Annotated in this window: 21 protein-coding genes; 3 read left to right on the top strand and 18 right to left on the bottom strand. The window is 70.5% G+C overall.

From position 1 onward, the window contains the following. Positions 1 to 366: 366 nt before the first annotated feature. Positions 367 to 876: a GNAT family N-acetyltransferase gene (locus tag QSK21_RS26305; RefSeq protein WP_285699743.1), complete on the top strand. Its 510-nt coding sequence runs from the start codon at positions 367 to 369 to the stop codon at positions 874 to 876. A 614-nt stretch (positions 877 to 1,490) separates the two neighbouring features. Here QSK21_RS26305 and QSK21_RS26300 read toward each other — a convergent pair. From QSK21_RS26300 to QSK21_RS26280, 5 genes are all read right to left on the bottom strand, one after another. Then, positions 1,491 to 4,460 (bottom strand): serine/threonine-protein kinase, encoded by a 2,970-nt coding sequence (locus QSK21_RS26300; protein WP_285699742.1) that lies wholly within the window; start codon positions 4,458 to 4,460, stop codon positions 1,491 to 1,493. 764 nt (positions 4,461 to 5,224) lie between these two features. Then, the gene (locus QSK21_RS26295; protein WP_285699741.1) at positions 5,225 to 5,434 is read right to left on the bottom strand and encodes a transposase; all 210 of its coding nucleotides are present in this window, start codon (positions 5,432 to 5,434) and stop codon (positions 5,225 to 5,227) included. A 207-nt stretch (positions 5,435 to 5,641) separates the two neighbouring features. After that, entirely contained in the window at positions 5,642 to 6,883 is a 1,242-nt protein-coding gene (locus tag QSK21_RS26290; protein ID WP_285699740.1) for an RNA polymerase sigma factor, read from the bottom strand. Between the two features lie 8 nt (positions 6,884 to 6,891). Further along, positions 6,892 to 7,230: a YciI family protein gene (locus tag QSK21_RS26285; protein WP_285699739.1), complete on the bottom strand. Its 339-nt coding sequence runs from the start codon at positions 7,228 to 7,230 to the stop codon at positions 6,892 to 6,894. Positions 7,231 to 7,642: 412 nt separating this feature from the next. Next, complete coding sequence (locus tag QSK21_RS26280; RefSeq protein ID WP_285699738.1) at positions 7,643 to 8,113, bottom strand: RpiB/LacA/LacB family sugar-phosphate isomerase; 471 nt, start codon at positions 8,111 to 8,113, stop codon at positions 7,643 to 7,645. Positions 8,114 to 8,302: 189 nt separating this feature from the next. Here QSK21_RS26280 and QSK21_RS26275 point away from each other — a divergent pair, with 189 nt between their 5' ends. Further along, a complete protein-coding gene (locus tag QSK21_RS26275; protein WP_285699737.1) occupies positions 8,303 to 9,091 on the top strand; it encodes a FadR/GntR family transcriptional regulator in 789 nt (262 codons plus the stop codon). Positions 9,092 to 9,098: 7 nt separating this feature from the next. Here QSK21_RS26275 and QSK21_RS26270 read toward each other — a convergent pair whose 3' ends face one another. The 13 genes from QSK21_RS26270 to QSK21_RS26210 form a co-directional block, all read right to left on the bottom strand. Continuing rightward, positions 9,099 to 10,649: an ethanolamine ammonia-lyase reactivating factor EutA gene (locus tag QSK21_RS26270; RefSeq protein WP_285699735.1), complete on the bottom strand. Its 1,551-nt coding sequence runs from the start codon at positions 10,647 to 10,649 to the stop codon at positions 9,099 to 9,101. Beyond that, positions 10,646 to 11,764: a cupin domain-containing protein gene (locus QSK21_RS26265; RefSeq protein ID WP_285699734.1), complete on the bottom strand. Its 1,119-nt coding sequence runs from the start codon at positions 11,762 to 11,764 to the stop codon at positions 10,646 to 10,648. Before QSK21_RS26265 ends, QSK21_RS26270 begins: the two co-directional genes overlap by 4 nt. Positions 11,765 to 11,821: 57 nt before the next feature. Beyond that, positions 11,822 to 12,607: a phosphoglyceromutase gene (locus QSK21_RS26260; protein WP_285699733.1), complete on the bottom strand. Its 786-nt coding sequence runs from the start codon at positions 12,605 to 12,607 to the stop codon at positions 11,822 to 11,824. Next, a complete protein-coding gene (locus tag QSK21_RS26255) occupies positions 12,607 to 13,614 on the bottom strand; it encodes a type 2 periplasmic-binding domain-containing protein (protein ID WP_285699732.1) in 1,008 nt (335 codons plus the stop codon). Before QSK21_RS26255 ends, QSK21_RS26260 begins: the two co-directional genes overlap by 1 nt. Further along, positions 13,611 to 14,633, bottom strand: a complete 1,023-nt coding sequence (locus QSK21_RS26250; RefSeq protein ID WP_285699731.1) for an amidohydrolase family protein — start codon at positions 14,631 to 14,633, stop codon at positions 13,611 to 13,613. Before QSK21_RS26250 ends, QSK21_RS26255 begins: the two co-directional genes overlap by 4 nt. Before the next feature lie 12 nt (positions 14,634 to 14,645). Next, positions 14,646 to 15,335 (bottom strand): 4-carboxy-4-hydroxy-2-oxoadipate aldolase/oxaloacetate decarboxylase, encoded by a 690-nt coding sequence (locus QSK21_RS26245; protein ID WP_285699730.1) that lies wholly within the window; start codon positions 15,333 to 15,335, stop codon positions 14,646 to 14,648. Beyond that, positions 15,332 to 16,450 carry a zinc-dependent alcohol dehydrogenase gene (locus QSK21_RS26240; protein WP_285699729.1) on the bottom strand — a complete coding sequence of 373 codons (1,119 nt, stop codon included), beginning with the start codon at positions 16,448 to 16,450 and terminating at the stop codon, positions 15,332 to 15,334. The genes QSK21_RS26245 and QSK21_RS26240 overlap by 4 nt, the downstream gene beginning before the upstream one ends. A 59-nt stretch (positions 16,451 to 16,509) precedes the next feature. Then, entirely contained in the window at positions 16,510 to 17,358 is an 849-nt protein-coding gene (locus QSK21_RS26235) for an alpha/beta fold hydrolase (protein ID WP_285699728.1), read from the bottom strand. A 56-nt stretch (positions 17,359 to 17,414) separates the two neighbouring features. Further along, positions 17,415 to 18,260: a 3-methyl-2-oxobutanoate hydroxymethyltransferase gene (locus tag QSK21_RS26230; protein ID WP_285699727.1), complete on the bottom strand. Its 846-nt coding sequence runs from the start codon at positions 18,258 to 18,260 to the stop codon at positions 17,415 to 17,417. A gap of 26 nt (positions 18,261 to 18,286) precedes the next feature. Then, positions 18,287 to 18,790: a hypothetical protein gene (locus tag QSK21_RS26225; RefSeq protein WP_285699726.1), complete on the bottom strand. Its 504-nt coding sequence runs from the start codon at positions 18,788 to 18,790 to the stop codon at positions 18,287 to 18,289. Position 18,791: 1 nt separating this feature from the next. Next, positions 18,792 to 20,078: a Rieske 2Fe-2S domain-containing protein gene (locus QSK21_RS26220; RefSeq protein ID WP_285699725.1), complete on the bottom strand. Its 1,287-nt coding sequence runs from the start codon at positions 20,076 to 20,078 to the stop codon at positions 18,792 to 18,794. A 64-nt stretch (positions 20,079 to 20,142) separates the two neighbouring features. Further along, complete coding sequence (locus tag QSK21_RS26215) at positions 20,143 to 20,457, bottom strand: 2Fe-2S iron-sulfur cluster-binding protein (protein WP_285699746.1); 315 nt, start codon at positions 20,455 to 20,457, stop codon at positions 20,143 to 20,145. 80 nt (positions 20,458 to 20,537) lie between these two features. Beyond that, positions 20,538 to 21,833, bottom strand: coding sequence for an NAD(P)/FAD-dependent oxidoreductase (locus QSK21_RS26210; protein WP_285699724.1), 1,296 nt, complete (start codon positions 21,831 to 21,833; stop codon positions 20,538 to 20,540). A 155-nt stretch (positions 21,834 to 21,988) separates the two neighbouring features. Between QSK21_RS26210 and QSK21_RS26205 the strand changes: the two genes are divergently transcribed. Next, positions 21,989 to 22,975: a substrate-binding domain-containing protein gene (locus tag QSK21_RS26205; RefSeq protein WP_285699723.1), complete on the top strand. Its 987-nt coding sequence runs from the start codon at positions 21,989 to 21,991 to the stop codon at positions 22,973 to 22,975. Positions 22,976 to 23,021 lie beyond the last annotated feature (46 nt).

Here is a 23,021-nt window from a genome sequence, read left to right as displayed (position 1 = left end):
GCCTTGAGCAGCCGCCAGGCCGACCCGATCGCCTTGCGGCGCCGACGGATCAGTCTGGCCAGGTAGTTCAGCGTTGCACGCGACAAATCGACGGCGGCGCGATAGAACAGCATGCAGAGCCCCTGGTCCGGACGCGGTGGTTGTGGTGATCAACCCGTCTACCAGGGGGTTTCTTCACCTCACCCGCCGAACGCCCGCATCGCGATCATGCTGTGATCAGCGTCCGCCCGGACGGATGAAAAAGGGTCACTCTTCCGGATCCCTTGATCCCCATCGCTGGGGGAGCGCTTGTGTGCTCGTACGTCAACTCGGTCTGATGACCAGTAGGCCGATCGGGCAAGCCAAGGGCGCGCGTAGCATAGGCCCGTGACCGGAGACTTCACCGTGTTCGCCGCTTCTCCCAGCGATGGAGACGTTGTGGGCGAGATCCATGTGGAGTCATGGAAGGCCGCCTACGCCGGGTTCTTCGAGCCGGAGTTCTTCGCCGAGGCTCTCAGGCACCGCCGCCACAAGTGGCATGACGTGATCGCGGCGTCCAAGAACGCGGTCTTGCTGGCCGCTCTGGACGGACGTCCGCTCGCCTTCTCTTATCTGGGCCCCTCACCGGTGCGGCAGGGCTCGGCGGAGTTGTTCGGTTTCTACGCTCATCCCGACGGCTGGGGGAGCGGCATCGCCCAAGTGCTGATGGTCGCGTCCTTGAACAAGGCTCGGGAGGACGGCTTCCAGCATGTTCATCTCTGGACGCTGCGCGACACAGCCCAGTCACGCCGCTTCTACACCAAGTGCGGCTTCGCCGAGTCGGGCACGACCCGCTCCTACGATCTTGGCGACGGCAACCCACTTCAGCAGGTCGAGTACGAAGTGATGCTCTCCTAACGGAGACGGCCGAGCCTCAGCCAGGGTAGCGAGTGGCCCAGCATGCCCCGCTCATAGACCTTGGCCGCCTACCGCAGGTCATCCCCAAGCCGCGACGACCTGCTAGTCGTTCTCAGAACGGGCCATACGCGCGGCATGCGCCTGCGCTCCCAGCCCATGCGCCGCTCCTCTTCGCACCTGTCGCCGTTGCTGCCAATCGTCGGAGACCCGCTTCCGCCGGTCCTCACCTCCGCCGAACTCCAGACACACGATGTGTCGTGGACCTTCGGACATCATCGCCACATTGCGGCACCATGGCATGGGTCCGTACCGATTCATTGTGGCCAGCCGCCCGTCGCTGCCGAAGCATTGGCCGCCGATCGGAGTCGGGGTGCAGGCCGGGTACGGCGGCGCCGAGTGGTGGACGGTCGTTATCGGCGGGGGCATCCAGGCTTCATCCGATCCCCACTGCGGGTAGGTGCGAGCCGCCTCGTTCCGAAATGGCATTCGCCGGCCGATGGCCGAGGCGCCGACCCCGACATCACCGGCGTCCGCGTCCAGGCACCATCCGCACTGTACAAGGCTGCGGAAAGGCGGCACCGGGCAGGCCCCGCGTGGCGGATGTTCGGGGAGGGTCACAAGAAGCGCTGGGCCTCTTCGGCGATCTCCTCGCCATGGGCGAGGAACTCTTGCAGTCGTGCGGCATCGTCCTCCGGAAGGAACGGCGCCTCGATCGAGATCGCGTCCGGGACCCCCATGCGCACCGCCTTCTCCAGCCGTGCGAGGAGCGTCGTGCCCTCGCTGTCGATCTCCGCGAGCGCTCGTACGTGTTGTGGCCAGCGCAGGTGCAGGGCGGCGAGTTTGGCCAGCTTTCCCGCGGACGGGACGAGAACGCCCCGCGCCGTCTGTTCGTAGTGCGCGACGAACGTCAGGAATCGGAACAGATTCACATAGCGCTTCACCGCGCGGGCGTTGGGACGATCCAGAAGCGGCAGTGATGTTCGCAACGCCTCATATGCCACGTCCGCGCTGTACAGTTCGGCGAAGACCCGGTTGAACGCGCGCATCGTCTCGGGTTCCAGGGTCTCCTCGGCGCTCCCCAGGACGTTCAACTGTGCCTGCCGGGCCGCCTCCTGGAGCGTCGGCAGCGCCGGTCCGCGCTTGCGTATCTCGGACGCCAGCCGGTCGACGAGGTGACCGTCCTCGACCGGCTCGGCGAGCGGGTCCTCCGGGGTCTCCTCAAGGGGACGGTTCTGTGCGCCGAGGAGGTCCCGCAGGTATCCGGGCATCCGGTCGGCGGAGGTGGTCGGTAGCCAGACCGGGAGTTGGACGACCTTTTCGAGGAAGCGCCAGCCGAGGCGTTCGTCGGCCGGCAGCCGTCCCGCCGAGTCGGCGTAGGCGGACGCCAGGTGGGCGGCGACCACCTGGGGTTCCATCGCCACGACGAACACACAATGCGGGAACTCACCGGCCATGAACAGGTTGAGGGCCTCGACCACTTTCGTGACCTGCGCTGGTGTGCAACGGTCGAGGTCATCGACGAAGATCACCAAGGGCCGCTGCTCGGTGGCGACCAGGTCGAGCACCCGCGGCACGTCCGCATGAACGAGATGCAAGAAGCCTGTCCGCGCCGCGTATCCGGGGTCGCGCGGGGCCGCCGACAGGGGTTCGGTGAGGGTCGATTCGGGTTGTTTGAGCAGGCGCTCGAACGTGCCCCCGGCCGCGCTGCGCAGGAAAAGCCACCAGCGGACGGCGGCGCCCACGGCCAGGGCCGCGGCACCGCCCGAGAAGACCGCGGCCGACGCGCGTCGCAGCGCTTCGGCGACGTGCGGCCAGATCCAGCCTGCGGCGAGCAGGCCCGCCGCTACGGCGCCCACCAGTACGAAGATCAGCGCCAGCGGGAGAATGCGCTGCTGGAGCACGCGATATGCGCGTCGGCGCACCTCCTCGGTGTCCACCCGGCGCAGGTTGAGCTCCAGCCAGAACCGTTCGCGGTCGGCGATGCCGAGCCGGCTGGTGACCTGCTTGATGATCTCCTGGGCGAGCCCGGCCCAGAGCTGCTCTCCGCTCTGGTACATCCAGGGGTTGAACCAGATGGTCGGACGCCATCCGTCATCGGCGTCCGGGACGACCGCAGGCCAGGGGTCCGAAGCACCGGCGCGGGCACGGCGGAGGACGTCCCGGTTGCTCAGCCGGGCACCGCCCCCGCGGAGCCTGATCTTCGATCGCTCGCCCTTGTCGTCCGCGGGGTCGAGGTCCTCGCGGACCATCCGCATCAGGGAGGTCTTGCCCGCGCCCCACGGACCGGCGATCCCGATCGTCAGCGGGGGAACCGTGGTCGGGGACCGGATGATCGCGGCGATGGACGCCGCGTAGGGCTGTTTGCCGAGACGGTCGACCAGCGTCCAGAAGTCCCGGCTCACGGTCGGATCCGGCCGTACCGTGGCACGCTTTCCGGCCGCCAGGCGCAGACGGGCGAGGACGATCTGCTGTATGCCCGGTTCCTCGGCGACCATCCGCTGCTGGGCGAAGGCGTGGACGACGGGGTCCGTGATATCGAACCCGTTGCCCTGGACCCGGATGAGGCCGGAGAGCCGCAGTTCGGTGAGCGCCGCGGCGGCACGGGCGGGCGCGGCGTCCAGCAGCAGGCCGGCGGTCTCGGCGGTGAGCGGCTCGTCCGGCCCGAGCATCGGCGCGCGTCTGAGCAGTGCTTGGGCGTTCGGACCCAATCTCGCGTAGCGGGCGGGCAGATCCTCGTCGTCCTGGAATCCGCTGGCCAGCGTTTCGGCTACTCCGGGGGAGGACATGTCCAGGAGCCGGCGACGCAGGTCGCGTGCGGTCGGCCGGATGGCCGGCTCTTTCTGGGTCGCCTCCCGGAGAAGTGTGCGCAGGTCCCCTGGCACGCCTTCCAGATCCGGCTCCGTATGCATGATCTGGTAGAACAACGCGGTGACATTGTCGCCGGCGAAGGACGCGCGGCCCCGCGCGGCGAAGGCGACGGTGAGCCCCCACGCGTAGACGTCCGAAGCCGGGGTCGCCTGTTCGCCGTTGAGCAGTTCAGGCGCGAGATACACCGGTGTGCCGATCGGCTGGTTGGCCATCGTCGTGCGTTCGAGGTCGGCATAGCTGGAGAGCCCGAAGTCGACCACGCGCGGGCCGTCCGCGCCGAGAAGCACGTTCGAGGGCTTGAGGTCGCGGTGGACGATCCCCGCCTCGTGGATCCCGATCAGTGCCGTCGCGGTGCCGATCGCCAGGTTCACCAGCTCGTCGCCGTGCAACGGGCCGTCGGTGCGGACGCGATGGTCCAAGGACGGCCCGTCGATGAACTCGGTGACGACGAAGGGCTGGTCTCCGGTGACGTCGGCGTCCAGGACCTGGGCCGTGCAGTACGGGGGGACCGAACGGCACGCCTGGATTTCCCTCGCCAGCCGCCGCCGGTTTTCCATGTCCGGATAGGGTTCGTTGAGGACCTTGATTGCGACCCTGTGTCCGGCCTGATCCTCCCCCAGATAGACCGTCCCCTGCCCGCCACTACCGACACGCCCGGTCACCTTGTAACGGCCGAGCTCCGCTGGATCAGTGGAAAGGAGTTCGTGAACGGTCATGGTCCAGGGCCCCTGATTGGATCGCAGCGGAGGGCCATCAAGCCCCTATTTACCGCAAGGCGACACGTACCTCCGGTAACGCGTCGATAATCTCACGGGCGGCGCGTCCCTTAGTCCGGTCCTGCTCTCTTGGCTCGATGTGGTCGAGCCCCCGCTGGTCTGTCTTTCATGTCGGCGATGCCCTTGGCCGGGATAACCCGGATGGGATCAACGGCTGTATTGACGGCCTAGGGCGTTCGCAACCGGTGGCTTAACTGCCGCAGGGCCGGTTGCCGAGCCTGCCGATAGAGGTTTGCCGCGGCCATCTTCCCGTCCAGACGCCCAGGCCGTCCGCGGCCCAGCCCTCCACGTCCCGCGCGCCGTGGGCGGCCGCGGGTAGAGGTCCCTGGCGCGCCCGATCACCGGCGTGGCGAGCGCAGCCGCCGAGGTCGCAAAGGGTCCCCCTTCCCGGTTGCCGACCTGAATGGCGATTCCCAGCGCCTCGGCGGAATACCGTCCGGCCCGGTCCATGTCACCGGCGGCACGCGCGCAGACCCCCAGACCGTCCAGCGCCCACCCCTCGGCCTCCCGTAGCCCCGTCCCCTTGGCCGACCACCGCATCCGGGTGTATTCGACCTCGGCTCGACGTGATCGTCGCATCGTGTCGCCTCTGCGTACGTTTCGCAGTTCGAGGCCCAGCGAGTACTCCACAGCCTTGATCAGTGAGGACGATTTCCCGGTTGCCGACCTGAGTGGCGATTTCCAGCGCCGCAATGAGGTGGCGTTCAATGAGAGGAGCGGCGAGCGGCGGTGGGAAGGACCTCCACCAGGTCGGCCATGGTCAGCCCGGCCGCCGCCAGTACCACTTCCAGTTCCGCGATGGTGGCGTAGTAGCCGCGGAGGACGCCGTGCTGGCGGGCGCGCAGGATCGACCGCCCGTCAAGCCGGATCAGCTCCACGTCCCACCCCCTGGGACCGACCCACCGTCTCCCCACACATCAAGGCTATGACCTGGGCAAACGTGGTTTGTCCAGGGTGTGGGAGCTGATGCGTGGACGCGCCCGCTGGACTTTAGAAGTCCTCGTCGAGGCGCTTGAGGACGTAGCGTTCCTCGTCTTGGATTTCTGGGCGCCCGATGGTGCGGTGGGCAAGTAGGTGCCGAGAGGGACGCGCGATCTTGGTGGCCGAGTGGTCGCGGTGGGCTAGTTCCAGGCGAGGCGCTGGTGTAGCAGGTTCTGCTGGGCGGGGTTGGTGGTTAGGGCCAGGGCGCGCTCGTCGGCGGCGCGGGCGGTGTCGGGCTGGTCGAGGGCGCGGAGCAGTTCGGCGCGGGTGGCGTGGAAGAGGGGGTAGCGCTCCAGGACCTTGCGGTCGGCCGGTGGAAGGTCGTCCAGGTCGGCCAGGGCGTTGCGGGGGCCGCCGCGTTCGCCGGGGTGGTGGCGCAGGGCGATGGCGCGGTGCAGCCGGTACACCGGGGATGGGGCCAGGGCCAGCAGCATGTCGTACAGGACGACGATCTGGGGCCAGTCGGTGTCGGCCCATGTGGGGGCTTCGGCGTGGCAGGCGACGATGGCGGCCTGGAGTTGGTAGGGGCCGGGGCGGCGGTGGGCGGCGGCGCGTTCGAGGAGGCGGGTCGCCTCGGCGATGGCCGCGTGGTCCCAGCGGGCGCGGTCCTGGTCGGGCAGCGGGACCAGGTTGCCGGCCGGGTCGAAGCGAGCGGTGGTGCGGGCCTGGTGCAGGCGGATGAGGGCGAGCAGGCCGAGCGCCTCGGGCTGCTTGGGCATCAGCCAGGCCAGTTGGGCGGCCAGCCATTCGGCGTCCCCGGCGAGGTCGGGGGCGTGCGAACGGTCGCCGGTGCTGGTCAGGTAGCCCTCGTTGAACAGCAGGTAGATGACCGTGAGAACCTGGCCGAGCCGGTCGGGCAGGTCGGCGTCGGCCGGGATGCGGTACGGGATGCCCGCGTCGGTGATCTTGCGTTTGGCGCGGGTGATGCGCTGGCTCACGGTGGCCTCGGGCACCAGGAACGCCGCGGCGATCTGGGCGGTGGTCAGCCCGCACACGGTCCGCAGGGTCAGCGCGATCTGCGCGGTGCGCGGCAGCGCCGGATGGCAGCAGGTGAAGATGAGTCTCAGCCAGTCATCGGGTTCGGCCGGTACCGGGCCGGTGAGCTGGGCGAGCTTGTCGCGGTAGGTGGCCTGGCGGCGGAGCAGGTCGATACCGCGGCGGCGGGCGGTCGTCAGCAGCCAGGCGTCGGGGTGCTCGGGGATTCCGTCGATGGGCCAGCGGCGCAGGGCGGTCTCGATGGCGTCTTGGACGAGGTCCTCGGCGGCGGCGAAGTCGCCCAGCACCCGAACCAGGCACGCCGTCAGCCGGCCCGCGTGCTCGCGCACCACGCGGGCCAGCTCGGCGTCCACCTGCTCGCGCAGGCGATCGTGCGGCGGGGTCATCGGCTCGGTCAGGTGATCGGGCGGATCTCGACGATCGGGCAGGCCGGCCAGGACCGGGCGATCGCGATCGCCTCGTCCAGATCGGCGACCTCGATCTCGGCATAGCCGGACACGACCTCCTTGCCCTCCACGAACGGCCCGTCGGTGACGATGGCGTCCCCGCCGGTCAGCCGCACCGTAGTGGCGGTCTCGGCAGGCCGCAGGTGGGCGTGGTGGGTGATCTGGGCGGCGTGGTCGGTGAACCAGCGGCCGACGGCCTCGAACGCCTCCTGCCGCTGCGCCTCGCTCATCGCCTCCAGCTCGCGCGCGAACTCCTCGGTCTCGACGAACATCAGCACGTACTTCATGCTGCCTTCCCTTCCTGGCTGATCGGGCGGCGGCCGGTCCCGACACGGGGCAGTGCCGTGTACGCCGGTGTGCCCGGCGATGTCGATCGTGGGATGGCCCTTCACTTCTCAGACGAACGGGACGAGCCCCGATCCGACATCGCGTCGCGCCCTGTCGTGAGACCCGGAGTCGGCGGCGCCCGCCGATTCTTCTCGTTATCGGGGGCTGACCTGCGGTGATGCAGTCAAGATTATTCCGCGCGTAGTCCGGATCGTGCCTGCGGAACGGACGGCCCCGTCTGCACAGCCGGGCCCTCCGGTCCGCGACGATTCCGCGCAGGGCCATTCGTGTCAGCCCCGTGCGGGTGCAGTGATCGCCCCACGTCGGCCTTGGGATGGGCACCGGGAGGCTCGCGGCTGGCCGTGGAGTGGGTCAGGGGAGTGGTTCGCCTCGTTCGAGGGCGGTGATCTGGGCGAGGCGGTGTTGGTGGCGGCCGCCCTTGAACGGGGTGGTCAGCCAGAGGTCGAGAAGCCGCGCGGCCGTTTCGTGGTCGAGCACCTTGGCGCCCATCACGATCACGTTGGCGTCGTTGTTGCCGCGGGAGATCTCCGTGGTGAACCGGTCATGGCACAGCCCGGCTCGAATGCCGGGGATCTTGTTGCAGGCGATCACCTCGCCCATGCCGCTGCCGCCCAGCACGATCCCGCGGTCGGCGCGGCCGTCGGTGACCCGCGCGCAGACGTCCGCGCAGAGCGGCGGGTAGTCGACCACCTCCCCGTCGCCGTCGTGCGCCCCGCGGTCGTCGACGGCGTGGCCCTGGCCGGTGAGCAGGGAGATCAGGTGGGCCTTCAAGGCGAGCCCGTTGTGATCCGCGGCGATGGCGATCCGCATGGTCTGCCCCATATTGGAACAATAGCAAACCATCAGACCAATGTGATCGGTGTCGCAGGCGGTTCCGTGCCGGGTCATGGCGCTGGCCGCATTACGATTCTGGTAGACGGGCCCGGTCGCGCTTCGGTTGCAGTACCGTCACATTGGTCAGACCATTATGGGGAGTCCGGACACCGGACCCGAATCGTGGAGGATGCCGGTATGGCACCAGGACCGCCGGAGGCGTCTGGCGGCAAGAGCACCGAGGACCTGTTCAGCCCGGTCAGCGTCGGCCGGATCTCCGAGGTCATCGTCGAGCAGATGCGGATGCTGATCAGGGAGGGCAAGCTCGTCCCCGGTGACCGGCTGCCCAGCGAGCGCAGCCTGTGCGAGCGGTTCGGGGTGAGCCGTGTCACCGTCCGCGAGGCGCTGCGCGTCCTGGAGGCCAGCGGGCTGGTGGAGATCCGCGTCGGCGCCCGCGGCGGCGCCTTCGTCACCAGTCCGTCCAGCGAGCGGGTGGGGGAAGGGCTCGCCGAGCTCCTGGCGCTGGCGCCGATGACCGGGAGCGACGTCACCGAGGCCCGCATGGTCTTCGAGCTGGGCATCCTGCCGCTGGTGGTGGAGCGCGCCACCGAGGAGGACATCGCGGACCTCCGGTCGCTCGTCGAGCAGGGCATGGACGCGCTGGAGGACGGCTCGTACACCATGGACATGTCCGCGGCGTTCCACGTGCGGGTCGCCTCGTCCACCCACAACCCGGCCATCGAGATGCTGGTGCAGAGCTTCCACGGACCCTTGCTGATGTCGCTTCAGCAGGCGCAGGTCGCCGCTCCGCTGATGGGCGCGCGCGGCGCGCATGAGCACTACGAGCTGGTCGCGGCGATCGAGCAGCGCGACCTCGAACGGGCCCGTGCCATCATGACCCGCCACCTGCAGCGGACCGCCGACCGGCTCGCGGAGAGAGCGAACGCGGAGGGGTCGGACGCGGCCCCGCCGGAGGGCTCCGCCTAGGGCCGGCTCACGTGCCGAAGACCAGCGACTTGATCGTGACCGGTACCGTGCCGGACGGGTGCCGGACGCGGCCGATGTCGATGTAGTCGAAGTCCCGCAGGCTGAGGCCGTCGATGACCAGGAGCTCGGTGCCGACGGCCAGTTCCTCGCGGAGCAGCCGGCCGAGCGTCATGGCGACATCCCCGTCGAGCATGACGTAGACCGGCCTGCCTTGCGCGATCCGGTCCGCCAGGCCGTCCCGGATGCCGGTCGCGAAGGGCAGCAGCCGGTCGTAGCTCGGCGGCCCGTCCCAGGACATGGCCAGGACGATGTCCGCGCCGGACAGGTCGGCGTCCAGGGCGACGAGGCGGCGGCGGATCGCGTCCGCCACCGCCACCGGGTCGACCGTCTCGCCCGGCCGGTGGTCCGGCCGCACGACCTGGAGGTTGCGCCGTGGCAGGAGCGCGTCGGGGGCGGTGACGCAGCCCGTGTTCCCGCTGAGCTGAACGCTGTACTCGGACGCGCCCAGCGCGGTGGCGCGGATGCACTCGCCCGGCGGCAGCAGCGGGAAGGGCAGGGCGCCGGAGTCGATCCGCCGGCGCAGCGCCCGCCCGAGCCCCCGGCCCAGATCGCCGAACCCCCGGTCCTCCCTGCCGTAGACGTACTCGGCGACACCGCCGGAGAACATGACGCCCTCGATCGGCCCCGTCTCCTCCAGCGGCTCGGTGAGGTACAGCCCGGCCACGTCGTCCGGGAGCGGGCGAGCGGTGACGGCCGCGACGAGCGCGTCCGCCATCGTTTCGGTCACCGTCTCCAGGTCCTCGGGACGGGCGAGGTCACCGGGCTCCCACGCATACCCGGCACGGGCCGCGTGCCGGCGCCCGGCCGGGTCGAGACGGACGACGCGGTCCCGCTCGTCCACGACCAGCAGCCGCCCGCCGACGGCCAGCGCGGAGGTCGTCACGGGCCTGCCGTGCTCCAGCACCGCCAGCTTGGTCGTCCCGCCACCGATGTCGATGTTCAGGAGGCGCCGCCCGGTGTCGTGTGAGACCCGCGCCGCCCCCGAGCCGTAGGCGGCGAGCATGGCCTCCATGTTGTGGCCCGCGGTCGCGGTGACCAGCTCGCCCCCGCGCTCGGCGAGGATGGTCGCGATGGCCTCGGCGTTGCGGCGGCGCAGCGCCTCCCCGGTGAGGATCACCACCCCGGTGTCGATGTCGGACGGGCGTACGTCCGCGGCGCCGTACGCCCTGTCGATGATCGCCCCCAGCTCCTCCGCGTCGATGCGCTCGGCGCTCGCGTACGGGGTGAGCGCGACCGGCGAGCGGTAGAGCGTCTCCCGGCGGACGACGATGTAGCGGGTGGTCAGGCTCTCGCCGATCCGCCGCAGCCGCAGGCGTGAGAACAGCACCTGCGTGCCCGACGATCCGATGTCGATGCCGACGCTGTGCAGCGTGACGTTGTCCTGCCGCCAGATCGGGTTGTCCTCGAGCGGGTGCAGCGCATCGTCGTCGTGCTCGTGATCGTGGTCCGGGACGTACGCCGAGTGGACGACGGGGTCGTGCGGAGGGGGCTTGGTCACGGCTTGGGCGGCAGCGTTTCGAGCTCGGCGGCGTACGCCTCGTCCATCCGCGGCTCGAGCCCGCGCTCGGCGAGTGCCTTGCGGAAGGTGTCCCGCACGAACGGCGACTCGTCGGCGTAGTCGATCTGGTCGCCGCCGATGCGCCTGCTGATCCACGCCTTCGGCACGCCCTGGGCGTTGCGGATCGCGACCCCCTCGTGCTTGAACGCCAGGTAGCGGGCGGGCTCGGGACCGGTGTTGAAGTGCTGGTGGAACCACATGTTCGGCGGGACGATCAGCGAACCGGGGCCCCATTCGTAGCGCCGCGGTTCCTCGCCCTCGGGCCACATCAGGCTGTAGCCCGTGCCCGTCAGGATGATGACGTGGGCTCCCGGGCCGTGCCGGTGGCCCTTCTTGTAGGTGGCCACGGGGAACTGGGAGATGTGGCTGTTCATCGATCCCTTGGCCATCGAGAAGCGGATGTGCCCGCCGCCCGCGCCGCGTTCCTTCGCCTCCACCAGCGCCAGGTTGGCCGCGTCCGCGACGAAGTTGGTGTCCAGCAGCAGCCCCTTCTGCTCGCCCTTGGGTGAGAAGTAGTCGGGCTCCCCGTCGAACCGGCCGGGGAAGTCCCGGGCTGTGCCGAACACGAAGTCGACGTCGTCGTAGAGGTTGAGTACGGGCGGCAGGTTGGTCGAGGCGACGAACCGGGCGGCCTTCAGGCCCGAGCCGTTGAAGTGCTGGTGGTGGGTGTTGAGCGGGATGGCGAACAGCGAGCCGGCCTGCCATTCGAAGGAGACCTCGGCACCGGCGTCGTTCCACACGCGGGTGGAGCCCTGACCCTCCAGGATCAGGATCATCTCCTCGAAGAGCTGCCGCTGGGGCGCCAGGCTCCCGCCCGCCGGGATCTCGCAGACGTAGCAGTCGTTGGAGGTACGGGTCGCCTCGTGGTTGATGAACACGCCGCGCCCGCCGCGCCGCTCCCATGGCTTGAGCTCGACCGTGCGCAGGTCCGGGACGTAGTGGGCGGCGATGATGTCCAGCCCCTCCGCCGCCACCCAGCGGGTGTAGGGGGAGTCCTTCTCGGTTCTGAACTTCGCCGCCAGCTCGTCCTTGACGAGCGCGTTTCCGTCGGCCATATACGCCCCTTTTGATCCAACTATTGGTATGACCATAATGCCGCTATCCAAGCGCTGTCAACGGTCGTCGACCCTGCCCGTCCCCCGCCCGCGGCCCTGGTCGGCCACCGCCCGCGCGCCCTCGGCGGCGGCCTCCGGGTCGAGGTAGCGGCCGCCGCGCCGCACCGGTCGCAGGTCCGTGCCCAGGTCGTAGCGCAGCGGGATGCCCGTCGGGATGTTCAGCGCCATGACCTCGTCCGGGCGCAGGCGGTCGAGGTGCGCGACCAGGGCCCGCAGGGAGTTGCTGTGCGCCACGACGAGCACCGTGTGCCCGGCGCGCAGATCGGGCACGATCGCGTCGTACCAGTAGGGCAGGAGCCGGGCGATGACGTCCGCCAGGGACTCGGCCCGCGGCAGGAGGCCACGGGCCAGCCCCGCGTAGCGCGGGTCGCCCGCGACCTCCCACTCGTCGTCCGGTGGGATCGGCGGTGGCCGCCCGTCGTACGAACGGCGCCAGTGCCGGAACCGAACCTCCCCGTACTCGCGCAGGATCGTCGTCTTCTCCTTGCCCTGCAGCGCGCCGTAGTGCCGCTCGTTGAGCCGCCAGTGGCGGGAGACGGGGATCCAGACCCGTCCCGCAGCCTCCAGAGCGATGGTGGCGGTGCGCACCGCGCGCGTGAGCAGCGAGGTGTGGACCACGTCCGGTAGCAGCTCCGCCTCACGGAGCAGCAGGCCGGCGCGGCGTGCCTCGTCCTCCCCGTACGGCGTGAGATCGACGTCGACCCACCCGGTGAACAGGTTCTTGGAGTTCCATTCGCTCTCGCCGTGGCGGAGGAGGAGCAGTGGTCCCCGGTCCGAGGCCATCAGATCACCGCCGACTCCAGCGACTCGGGAGCGAAGAGCTCCTCGGGCGTCCAGAGCCGTCGGGACAGTCCCTGCTCGTGGTGGTAGCGCAGGAAGGTGGACAGCGTCTCGCGGTTGCGCTGCAGCCCGTACGACCAGAAGTCGGCGCCCAGCAGCTCCCGCGCCTCCTCCAACTGCGGAATCAGCCAGGGAAGCATGAACCGCAGCGCGGAGGTGTCGTAGATGCGCCCGTACGCCTCGTCCTTCGCCGCCAGCAGCGCCTTGTAGAGCGACTGGGCGACCCACGGATGGCGCTCGTAGACGTCCCGCCGGATCACCACCACGTGCATGATCGGGAAGATGCCCGTCGCCGCGTAGTAGTCCTTCTCGGCGGCGACGACGTCGGGGAACACCCGCCGCACGCGCGGATCGCCCGCGACGAACGGCCCCGGGACACGCGGCGTGCACAGGGCGTCGATCTCGCCCTCGGCCAGCATGGACGCGAGCGTCCTGTCCTCGGGGATGGCGCTGATCCGCACCGAGTCCGGCAGCTCGACGCCGGCCTTCTCGATCCGGCCGGGCGTCTCCTGCCCGCCCGTGCGGTACTCGACGGAGTCGAACGGCACGCCGTGCCGGTCGCCGAGGATGCCGCGCATCCACACGCAGGCCGTGAGCTGGTACTCGGGGGTGCCGACCACCTTGCCGCGAAGGTCCTCCGGAGCGGTGATGCCCGCGTCGGCGTGGCAGTAGAGCGACCCGTGCCGGAACATGCGGGACGGGAACACCGGCAGCGCCACGAAGGGCGGCCCATCCGGGCCCCCCTTGTCCAGCGAGAGCACATAGGACGACAGCGACAGCTCCGCCACCTCGAACTCCCGGTGCCGCATCATGCGGAAGAAGGTCTCCTCCACCGGCAGCCGCAGGTAGGTGAGGTCGATGCCGTCGGGACGGATCGTCCCCTCGCTCAGCGCCCGGGTCCGGTCGTAGTCACCGCACGCGAAGGTGAGATGCAGCGGGGCCACGGTCACCTGCCTTCCTTGGTCAGCCGTGTGTTCAGGCGGGGGTAGACGCGCCGGGCGTTGCCCTCGAAGATCTTGTGGCGGTCCTCGCCGGAGAGGCCGGCCGCGTCGAGGTAGCGCTTGGTGTCGTCCCAGCCGCTGCCGGTCTCGGGGTTCTCGCCGCGTACCGCGCCCAGCATCTCGGACGCGAACAGCAGGCCGTCGGCCCCCACCACCCGGTACAGCAGGTCGATGCCGGGCTGGTGGTAGACGCAGGTGTCGAAGAAGACGTTGGTCCCCACCAGCGTCGCCGGGTCCGGCCGGCCCATCCGGACGGCGAGGCCCCGGTAGCGCCCCCAGTGGTAGGGCACCGCCCCGCCGCCGTGCGGGATGACGAGGCGCAGGGTGGGGAAGCGGTCGAACAGATCGTCCTGGACGAGCTGCATGAACGCCGAGGTGTCGGCGTTGAGGTAGTGCGCGCCGAGGGTGTGGAAGGCGGGGTTGCAGGACGTCGAGACGTGGATCATCGCCGGGACGTCCAGCTCCACCATCGCCTCGTACAGCGGGAACCAGTACGGATCGGTGAGGGGCGGCGACGTCCAGTGGCCGCCGGACGGGTCGGGGTTGAGGTTGCACCCGACGAAGCCGAGCTCCCCCACGCACCGGCGCAGCTCGGCCACCGAGTCGGCCAGGGATCCGCCGGGGGTCTGGGGGAGCTGGCAGACCCCCGCGAAGTGCCGCGGGAACAGCTCGATCACCCGGTGGACGAGGTCGTTGTTCACGCGCGCCCACACCCGCGCCGTGTCCGGGTCGGGCACGTGGTGCTCCATCGCCGACGCCCGCGGTGAGAAGATCATCAGATCGCCGCCACGCTCGCGCAGGACCTTGAGCTGGTTTGTCTCCAGGCTCTCGCGGATCGCGTCGTCGGCGATGGCGGGCGGCTCGGGAACGGGGCGGGAGGCGTCCTCCAGGCGCGCGAGCTGTGCCTCACGGAAGGCCCTGTGCTCGACCGGGCTCGTGGTGTAGTGGCCGTGGCAATCGATGATCATCTGTGCTCGTCTTCACTCGTCCGGCGTTCGGTCGACGTAGGTGAGCCCTTTGCTCTCCAGGCGCTCACGCATGGCGTTGACGTCGAGGCCGAGTTCACCACGGGCGTAGCGTTCGCGCAGCACCGCCTCCTTCCTTTCCCGCACCCGGGCGGCCTCGGCGACCTGCCCGGCCCGGCGGCGCGGCACGACCACGACGCCGTCGTCGTCGGCGACGACCACATCTCCGGGCTCGATGTGCTGCCCCGCGCACACCAGGCCGAGGTTGACGTCGCCGAGGGTCTCCTTCACCGTTCCGAACGCGCAGACGTACCGGGCCCACACCGGGAACCCCATCCGCTGGAGCTCGGCGACGTCGCGGCAGCCCGCGTCGATGACCGCGCCCCGGACGCCGCGCGCGGCGACCGATGTGGCCAGCAGTTCGCCGAAGTAGCCGGCCTCCGAGGGGGACGTGGGCGCGACCACCAGGACATCGCCCTCCCGGCACAGCTCGACCGCGACATGGATCATCCAGTTGTCGCCCGGCGGCACGCTCACCGTCACCGCGGTGCCCGCGATGTGCGCGCCCGGATAGACGGGACGCAGGGCGGGGGAGAGCAGCCCGGTACGTCCCTGCGCCTCATGGATGGTGGCCACGCCGTACCGGCCGAGCTCGTCGACCGCCTCCTTGCCGGCGCGCGGCGGGTTGCGCACGACGGTGCTCATGCCGTGTCCGACCAGGGCAGCAGCGAAACGTGGATCACGTCTTCGGCGCCCTCGCCGCCCACCGTCCGGATGGCCAGGTCGGCGTCGTGCAGCCCGAAGGCGTGCGTGCTCAGCTTCTCCAGGGGGAACCGGCCGGACGCGAGCTGGTCGAGGGCGAGCTCGCAGGATCGGTAGCTGTGCCCGCGGGCGCTCTTCACACTGATCGACTTCTCCGTGACCTTCTTCAGCGGGAAGTCGGGGAAGGCGGCCATCTCGCCCTGCACGACGATCGTCCCCTCGCGCCGCTTGAGCGCGTCGATGCCGAGCAGGATCGGGGCGGTCCCGGCGCCGGAGGTGCAGTCCAGCACGACATCGACGCCGCGCCCGCCGGTGATCTCCAGAACACGCCGCAGGGGGTCCTCGCGCGTGATGTCGATGACGTGGTCGGCGCCCAGCTCCCTGGCCAGCGCGAGCCGCGCCGCGTCCCGCGCGGTCCCGGTGACGATGATGAGGGAGGCGCCCGCCTGCTTGCACGCGACGACCTGGGAGAGCCCCTGCTGTCCGGGACCCTGGACGAGAACGGTCGAGGCGTACCCGACCCCGGCGGTGAACAGCGCCCACTCGATGCCGTTCGACAGCGGCGTCACCAGCCCCGCCAGCTCCGCCGACACCCCGTCAGGGACGCGGTGCGTCACCGAGTTCCAGGGCAGGTAGAGGTATTGCGAGAAGCCGCCCCACAGGTGGTAGGGATTGTTCGCGGAGGTGTAGCCGTAGCGCAGCGCGCCGGCATTGGTACGCCAGTCGGTCGCCTCGCAGTGCCGGTACTCGCCCGCGTGGCACCACTCGCAGCGATAGCAGCCGACGTAGTGCTCGACGAAGACGCGGTCTCCCTCGGCCAGGCCCTTGCGCTCGGTGAACGTCCGTCCCGCCTTGGCGATGACGCCGACGTTCTCATGGCCCATGATCACCGGATCGGCGAACGGGGGCCGGGCGTACATCTTGACGTCCGTCCCGCAGATCCCGGCCACCTCGACCCTGAGCAGCGCGCCGTCGTCGGGGATGTCGGGCATCGGGAACTCGCGCAGCTCGGTCGTGCCCGGCCCGGTTCTGACCGCGGCCAGCACCTGCTCCGCCATGCCTTCTCCTTCCTGTGTGCGGCCCCTGTGCGGGCTCGTCCGGTCTGGGCCGGCCCGGCCTATGCCCGATCCAGGAAGCGCAGCACCTGGGCGGGGGCGGTCGATTCGGTCTGCTCGGCCACCGGGACGTCCCAGTACTCCGCCCGGGGCAGGCATTCCTGGAGGTAGCGAGCTGCCGAGGGCGCGTGCGAGTCGTCCTCTCCCGGGACGATGAGGGCGGGGACGTCCAGCCGCAGCAGGTCCTCGGGTTCCGCTCCGGGTACCGTGTCGCGGTCGTACAGCAGCCGCGCGATGCTCTTGACCAGGATGCGGTAGCGGCCCGCGTCCTGCCGGGCGTACTCGTCGGCGAACGCGGCGTCGTTGCGCAACGCGGGAGCCCAGGGGCCGACCCGGGGATCCTTGGAGAACCCCTGGTCGGAGTTCTTGACCAGGGCCAGCACTCCCTCCAGCCCGTGCTCGTCCACGTAGGCCAGATGCCGGTCGAACCGGTCGTGCTGCTTCATGCGGTACTTCACGCCGCCCGCGGGCGAGAACAGCACCATGCTCAGGGTCCGCTCGGGACGGGCGACCGCGAACGCGGCGACCGTGGAGCAGCCCGCACAGCCGCCCATCAGATGCGCCCGTTCGATGCCGAGATGATCGAGCAGGCCGGCCCCCTGCGCCGCGTAGCGATCCCAGCTCAGCCGCTCCAGCCGCCCGCCGGACTCGCCCGCCTCCCGCCGGTCGAAGACGATGCAGGTGTACCGCTCGCCGAGATGGTCGAGCAGCCGCAGGCGCCGGTAGATCCCCAGCGTCCGCCAGTTCTCCCGCTGGGCGTCGAACCCGCCGGGGGAGAACATCAGCAGCGGAGGCCCCGAGCCGATCACCTCGTACCTGGTCGGTATCCCGTCGGCATGGGCGATGGGCATGAACGTGCTCTCCTTGGCTGTCGGTCGGCCTGGCTGTCGGTCGGCTTGGCGGGTGGTCAGCTTCCGGGCGGGACGGGGATGCCGCCCGCGATCTGGCGGGCGGCCCGCACGTCCTCGGCGTACGAGCTCAGCGCGTCCAGTGTGATCCGCGCGACGTTGGCGTAGGTGTCGGGAGGATCGTCGATGGCGGACGCGGCGTAGCCGATGGCGGCGTGCGCCATCCGCATCCGGCCGTCCAGCCACGGGCCGCCGCCGAAGCCACCGACGACGGGGATGGACACGGACTTCGCCACCGCCGCCCCCACCACCGGCCCGGAGTTGGTGAAGTTGAGCAGCGCGGCGCCCGCCTCCTCCAGCCGCTTGGCCTCGGCGATCAGCGCGTCCTTCATCTCCACCGGCACCTGGTCCGCCCCGGACGGGACGGAGCTGTACTCGACCCCGTACCGCAGGGCCGTCTGCGGCGTGATCCCGAACTGCGCGAACACCGGGATCCCCGCCCGGGTGATCGCCCTGACGGAGTCGAGGAAGTCCGGGGCCGCGTCGAGCTTCACCATGTCGGCCCCGGCCTCCTTGACGAACCGGATGGCCGCCCGCACGGCGCTGTCCGTGCCCTCCTGCAGAGGGCCGAAGGGGAAGTCCGCGCTGAGCAGCGCCCGGCTCACCCCGCGCCGCACCGCGCGTGTCACCAGGATCATCTGGTCCATGGTGACCTCGAACGGGTTCGGGTCGCCCCACAGGTTCACGCCGACGGTGTCGCCGACCGAGACCAGGTCCACGCCCGCCCGGTCGGCGATCCGGGCGATCTGGTAGTCCCAGGCCACCACGCCGACGATCTTCCGGCCGCCGTCCTTCATCTCCTGGAGCGCGCGCGGCGTCACCTTTCCCGCGGTTCCGCCCGGCATCGCGGGCCTCCTCTCTGACCCGAAACTCAGACCCGAAGCGCGGTGAGCAGTTCGTACACGTCGCTCTCGTCCGCGGACAGCAGCAGCACCCGGGCGTGCGGGCGGAGCGCGGCGACGGCGTCATCGGCCTCGAAGCCGTCGCCGAGCACGATGCCCGCGGTCATGATGGCGCGGGCGCCGCACTCGCGGCCGATCGCCGCCGCATGGGCCCTCCCGGTGTCGTCGGTCGCGAGGACCACCACCACGTCGGTGTCGGTCAGCAGGTCCGCCAGCGCCGCGGGCGTGCCGTCGAACTCGTGCAGCTCGACCGCTCCCGCGCCGTTGACCGGCCCGCGGTTCCCGCAGGTGAAGAACCTGGCCTTGGCCCAGGGGCCGTCGGCGACACGGCGGGCGACGGACGCCGCCCGCCGGTCCAGAGCGATGATCCGCGCGTTCCTGGCGGGGGCGATGTCGCCGTCGATGCGGTAGCGCGCCTCGTCGGCGGAGGCCGCCCACGCCGACTCGCTGGAGTAGGCCGACAGCGACGCCATCTCAGACCGACGCCTGGGGGGTGCCGGGCGTCGCCTTGACCGCGTCGCGGCAGGCGTCCAGGAACGACTCGGCCTGCGGAAGCACGACCGCCGCCGAGCGCACCCGGTGGTGTGCCGGATCCACGCCGGGTGGCGTCACGCCTTCGTCCCGCAGCGCGATCGCGGCCTTGCGCAGCTTCTGCCGGGCCTTGATGATCCCGCTGTCGGCCGGCACGAGCCGCTCCTTGGTGCGGTCCACGATCGGGCCCATGCTCTCCTGCACCGAGGCGTCCTGCAGTGCGATGCCGGCCACGCCGGAGTAGGTCTCGCCGCGCTTCTGCGCCTCGCGGTCCATCAGGTAGTCGTTGTCCATGTTGGCGACGGGACGGTAGGTCCCGGGGATGTTCTTGCTGTGCACGCCGTGCCCGTCGATCATCGCCTGCCGCTCGGCGTCGGTCAGCGCGCGGACGGGGTGGTAGTCGAAGGAGTAGGTCCAGCAGTTCTCGTCGTCGATCGGCACCCAGAAGTGGCCGTGCACCGGGTGGTCGCCGCGGGGCGGCACCATCGTGAACGCCGGCATCACCCAGGGCGTGATGCGCCAGTAGTACTTGCCCTCCTCGGCGTTGCGGCGGGCCCCGACGAACAGGCCGCCCTCGCTGTCGGCGACCTCGAAGAACGGCTTGGTGTCGTTCAGGTTGTACTCGTTGCCCTTGGCGCCCTTGAACAGCGGATCGTTCTTCAGGCCGCCGGAGTGCAGGAACGTGACGTGGCTGGAGTCGATGCCGCCCTCGAACGCCTGCAGCCAGTTGCACTGCTGCCACCGCTTGGAGGTGTAGGTCTGCTCCGGGGGGACGTGCAGGAACTCGAACTCCGGCAGGCCCGGCCGCCGGGCCGGGTCGCCCATGTGCGTCCACAGCACATCGCCGACCTTGACCAGGGGGTAGGAGGTCAGCTTCACGTTCTCGCAGAAGCTGCTGTTGTCGGCCTCGGACGGCACCTCCACGCACTGGCCGGTGACGTCGTACTTCCAGCCGTGGTAGGGGCAGCGAAGGCCCGACTCCTCGTTGCGGCCGAACCACAGGGACGCGCCGCGGTGGGCGCAGAACTCGTCGATCAGGCCGTACCGCCCCTCGCTGTCGCGGAAGGCGATCATCCGCTCCGACAGCAGCTTCACCCGCACCGGCGGGCAGTCGTTCTCTGGAAGCTCCTCGGCGAGCAGTGCCGGGATCCAGTACTGCCGGAACAGCTCGCCCATCGGCGTCCCGGGGCCGGTCTGGGTCAAGAGGTCGTTGATGTCCCGCCTCAGCACCGCCTTGTTCCCTTCTTCGTGGCTGCTCGGGTCGTGGTCGGCCGGAAGGTCGTGGCCGGCCGGATCATGGCTGGTCGGCTGGGATCTCCACCGTCAGGCCGTCGAGATCCTCGGTGATGCGGATCTGACAGGAGAGCCGGCTGGTGGGGCGCCGCTCCGAGACGCCCATGTCGAGCAGGTCCTCCTCCATGTCGCCTGGGCCGCCCACGAGCGGGGCGAACCGTTCGGCGACCCACACGTGGCAGGTCGCGCACGAGCGGTTCCCGCCGCACTCGGCGACGATCCCCGGGATGCCGTTCTTGACGGCGGTGGCCATGACCGTGTCGCCGACCGTCGCGTCGACGGTGTGCGCGCGGCCGGTGCTGTCGATGTAGGTCACCTTGGACAAGTCGCCGATGTCCTCTCGCGGTGGCGCTACGGCCGTATGACGTTCCCTGGTTCGGACGTTTGGTATGTCCATTAGACCAGACCTCTCTCCCTGGCACAAGGTGAGGTCTCGATGACCGACTTCAGCGGCGCCTCGGGGTCGGCGGCGCGGCCGGGAGGGATGGTCGCGCCCTCACCGAGGGCCTTGCGCACGGTCATGTAGTCGGCGGGCCGGTTGACCGCGTCCACGGCCAGCAGGCGGTTCTGGCGGTAGTACAGGACGGAGAACCGTTCGCTGTCCGGCTCGCCCCGCACCACCTGCTCGTCGTAGCCGGTCGACAGGCCGGCGATCTGCAGCCTGAGGTCACCCTGGTAGGACCAGAACCAGGGCACCGGCTTGGTCCCCTCCGCCCGGCCCAGCAGGGTCGCCGCCGCCACCTGCGCCTGGGCCACGGCGTTCTGGACCGACTCCAGCCGCACCCGCCCTTGCCCGGTCACCGGGTGCGGCTGCGCGGTGCAGTCGCCCGCGGCGACGACCGAGGGCTCGCTGGTGCGGGCCCGCGCGTCCACGACGATGCCCCCGTCGCACGCCAGCCCCAGCTGTTCGGCGAGCTCGGTGCGCGGGACGACGCCGACCGCGATCAGCACGAGGTCGGCGGGCAGCTCCGTCCCGTCGGCCAGCGCGACCGCGGTCACCCTGCCCCCTATGCCAAGGAACGCCGACACCTGCGACGACAGCCGCACGTCGATGCCGCGGCGCCGGTGCGCCCGCAGGTAGAACTCCGAGACCACGGGCCCCACGGCCCGTGCCATCAGCCGGTCCGCGGCCTCGATCACCGTGACCGACCCGCCGAGACGGCGGGCCGCCGCGGCCACCTCCAGGCCGATGAACCCGCCGCCGATGACGACGGTCCGCGCGGCGGAGCGGAGCCGGGCCTGGAGGTTCACCGCGTCGTCGCGGTCGCGCAGGAAGCAGATCCCGTCGAGGCCGGCGCCGGGGACGGGCAGCCGCCGGACGCTCGCGCCCACGGTCAGCGCCAGCCGGTCGAAGGGCAGTTCGCGTCCGGTGGCGGTCTCCGCGACCCCCGAGCCCGGCGGGCCGGTGGGCGACAGCGTCAGCCGGCTCACCCGCTCCCCGCACACCAGGTCGATCCCGGAGTCGGTGTAGAACGCGGGCGCGCGGAGGGGAAGCGAGTCGAGCCCCGCCTCTCCGGCGAGGAACTCCTTGGACAAGGGCGGCCGCTGATAGGGCGGGTGCGGTTCCTCCCCGACGAGGACGATCGGCGCGGTGTCCCCGAGCCGCCGCAGCGACACGGCCAGCTGAAGCCCGGCCTGGCTGCCGCCCACGATCAGAGTGCCGCCGCTGCCCTTCTTCGTGGCGCCTGACATGCAGTACCTCGCTCGACTGGAATAAATGTAAGACCATTATGCCTTAGTCTGGGAGGGGTGTGGCGCGATGCGTCGATCCGGTCGCCGGTGGCGCTCTCGCGGTCGCGCTGATCTCGGCCGAGGGTCTTATGTTTAGAATGTGTTACCTTCCTCTCATGTCTCGTGGTGACAGCCTCCCGACCCTCAAGGCGGTGACCCGGACCCAGGGCGCCAACGCCGCGCTCAAGGACGGCTCCGTGCGACCGGAGGGATTCGTCTTCGACTTCGAAGAGGTCCCCGTCCTGGTGAAGGCGTTCCGCCGGATGGTGCGGAACCTGGAGTTCGACGTCAGCGAGATGGCGTTCACCACCTACCTGTGCGCCAGGGCGCACGGCGTGCCGTTCTCGGCGCTGCCGGTGTTCCTGGTCCGCGGCTTCCACCACGGCGCGATCGTGCACAACACCAGGCTGGGCATCCGGCACCCGAAGGACCTCGAAGGCCGGCGGGTGGGGGTGAACCGCGGTTACACGGTGACCACCGGGGTGTGGGCGCGCGGCATCCTCGCCGACGAGTACGGCGTCGACCTGGACGCGATCACCTGGGTGCTGTCCGGTGACGAGCACGTCGCCGACTACCGGCCACCGGCCAACGTCGTACCGCTGGAGCCCGGACGCACCCTGGAGGAACAGGTCGCCACCGGTGAGCTCGCCGCCGCGATCGGGGTGAGCGTCGACCACCCGGACGTGGCGCCACTGATCCCTGACCCCGACGCCGCCGCCTTCGCGGCGTTCCAGGACTCCGGCCTGTACCCGATCAACCATCTCGTCGTGGTCCGCGACGAGCTGCTCGAAGCCCGGCCGGAGCTCGCCGGGCAGGTGTTCGACGCGTTCGAACGGGCCAAGGACCGGTACGTGGACCGGCTGCGGGCCGGCACGCTCGACCGGCCGGGCCCGGACGACCGGCGCCACCTGAGGGTGCTGGAGGCGACCGGCGCGGATCCGCTGCCGTACGGCGTCGAACCGAACCGGGCGATGATCGACAAGCTGATCGGGCACGCGGTCCGCCAGCACATCCTCGACGAGCCGATGCCACTGGAGACCGTGTTCCCGTACCCGGTGGGCCGAGGCCGGACGGCCGGCGCGCAAGGCGCGCAAGGCACGTAAGGCGCGCAAGGCGCGTAAGGCGCCGCTCGCCGGAGGCGGCCCCCCG

Source organism: Actinomadura sp. NBRC 104412, assembly GCF_030269515.1.
In the GTDB taxonomy this organism is placed as follows: Bacteria; Actinomycetota; Actinomycetes; order Streptosporangiales; family Streptosporangiaceae; genus Spirillospora.
This window is presented reverse-complemented; position numbering and strand designations above follow the sequence as displayed.

Bases quoted from the DNA above. Each gene is read 5' to 3' on its own strand.
- QSK21_RS26245 (WP_285699730.1), bottom strand. From the start codon at position 15,335: ATGAGCACCGTCGTGCGCAACCCGCCGCGCGCCGGCAAGGAGGCGGTC.
- QSK21_RS26250 (WP_285699731.1), bottom strand. From the start codon at position 14,633: ATGATCATCGATTGCCACGGCCACTACACCACGAGCCCGGTCGAGCAC.
- QSK21_RS26300 (WP_285699742.1), bottom strand. From the start codon at position 4,460: ATGACCGTTCACGAACTCCTTTCCACTGATCCAGCGGAGCTCGGCCGT.
- QSK21_RS26205 (WP_285699723.1), top strand. From the start codon at position 21,989: ATGTCTCGTGGTGACAGCCTCCCGACCCTCAAGGCGGTGACCCGGACC.
- QSK21_RS26275 (WP_285699737.1), top strand. From the start codon at position 8,303: ATGGCACCAGGACCGCCGGAGGCGTCTGGCGGCAAGAGCACCGAGGAC.
- QSK21_RS26230 (WP_285699727.1), bottom strand. From the start codon at position 18,260: ATGCCGGGCGGAACCGCGGGAAAGGTGACGCCGCGCGCGCTCCAGGAG.
- QSK21_RS26235 (WP_285699728.1), bottom strand. From the start codon at position 17,358: ATGCCCATCGCCCATGCCGACGGGATACCGACCAGGTACGAGGTGATC.
- QSK21_RS26280 (WP_285699738.1), bottom strand. From the start codon at position 8,113: ATGGGGCAGACCATGCGGATCGCCATCGCCGCGGATCACAACGGGCTC.
- QSK21_RS26225 (WP_285699726.1), bottom strand. From the start codon at position 18,790: ATGGCGTCGCTGTCGGCCTACTCCAGCGAGTCGGCGTGGGCGGCCTCC.
- QSK21_RS26285 (WP_285699739.1), bottom strand. From the start codon at position 7,230: ATGAAGTACGTGCTGATGTTCGTCGAGACCGAGGAGTTCGCGCGCGAG.
- QSK21_RS26260 (WP_285699733.1), bottom strand. From the start codon at position 12,607: ATGGCCTCGGACCGGGGACCACTGCTCCTCCTCCGCCACGGCGAGAGC.
- QSK21_RS26210 (WP_285699724.1), bottom strand. From the start codon at position 21,833: ATGTCAGGCGCCACGAAGAAGGGCAGCGGCGGCACTCTGATCGTGGGC.
- QSK21_RS26290 (WP_285699740.1), bottom strand. From the start codon at position 6,883: ATGACCCCGCCGCACGATCGCCTGCGCGAGCAGGTGGACGCCGAGCTG.
- QSK21_RS26240 (WP_285699729.1), bottom strand. From the start codon at position 16,450: ATGGCGGAGCAGGTGCTGGCCGCGGTCAGAACCGGGCCGGGCACGACC.
- QSK21_RS26265 (WP_285699734.1), bottom strand. From the start codon at position 11,764: ATGGCCGACGGAAACGCGCTCGTCAAGGACGAGCTGGCGGCGAAGTTC.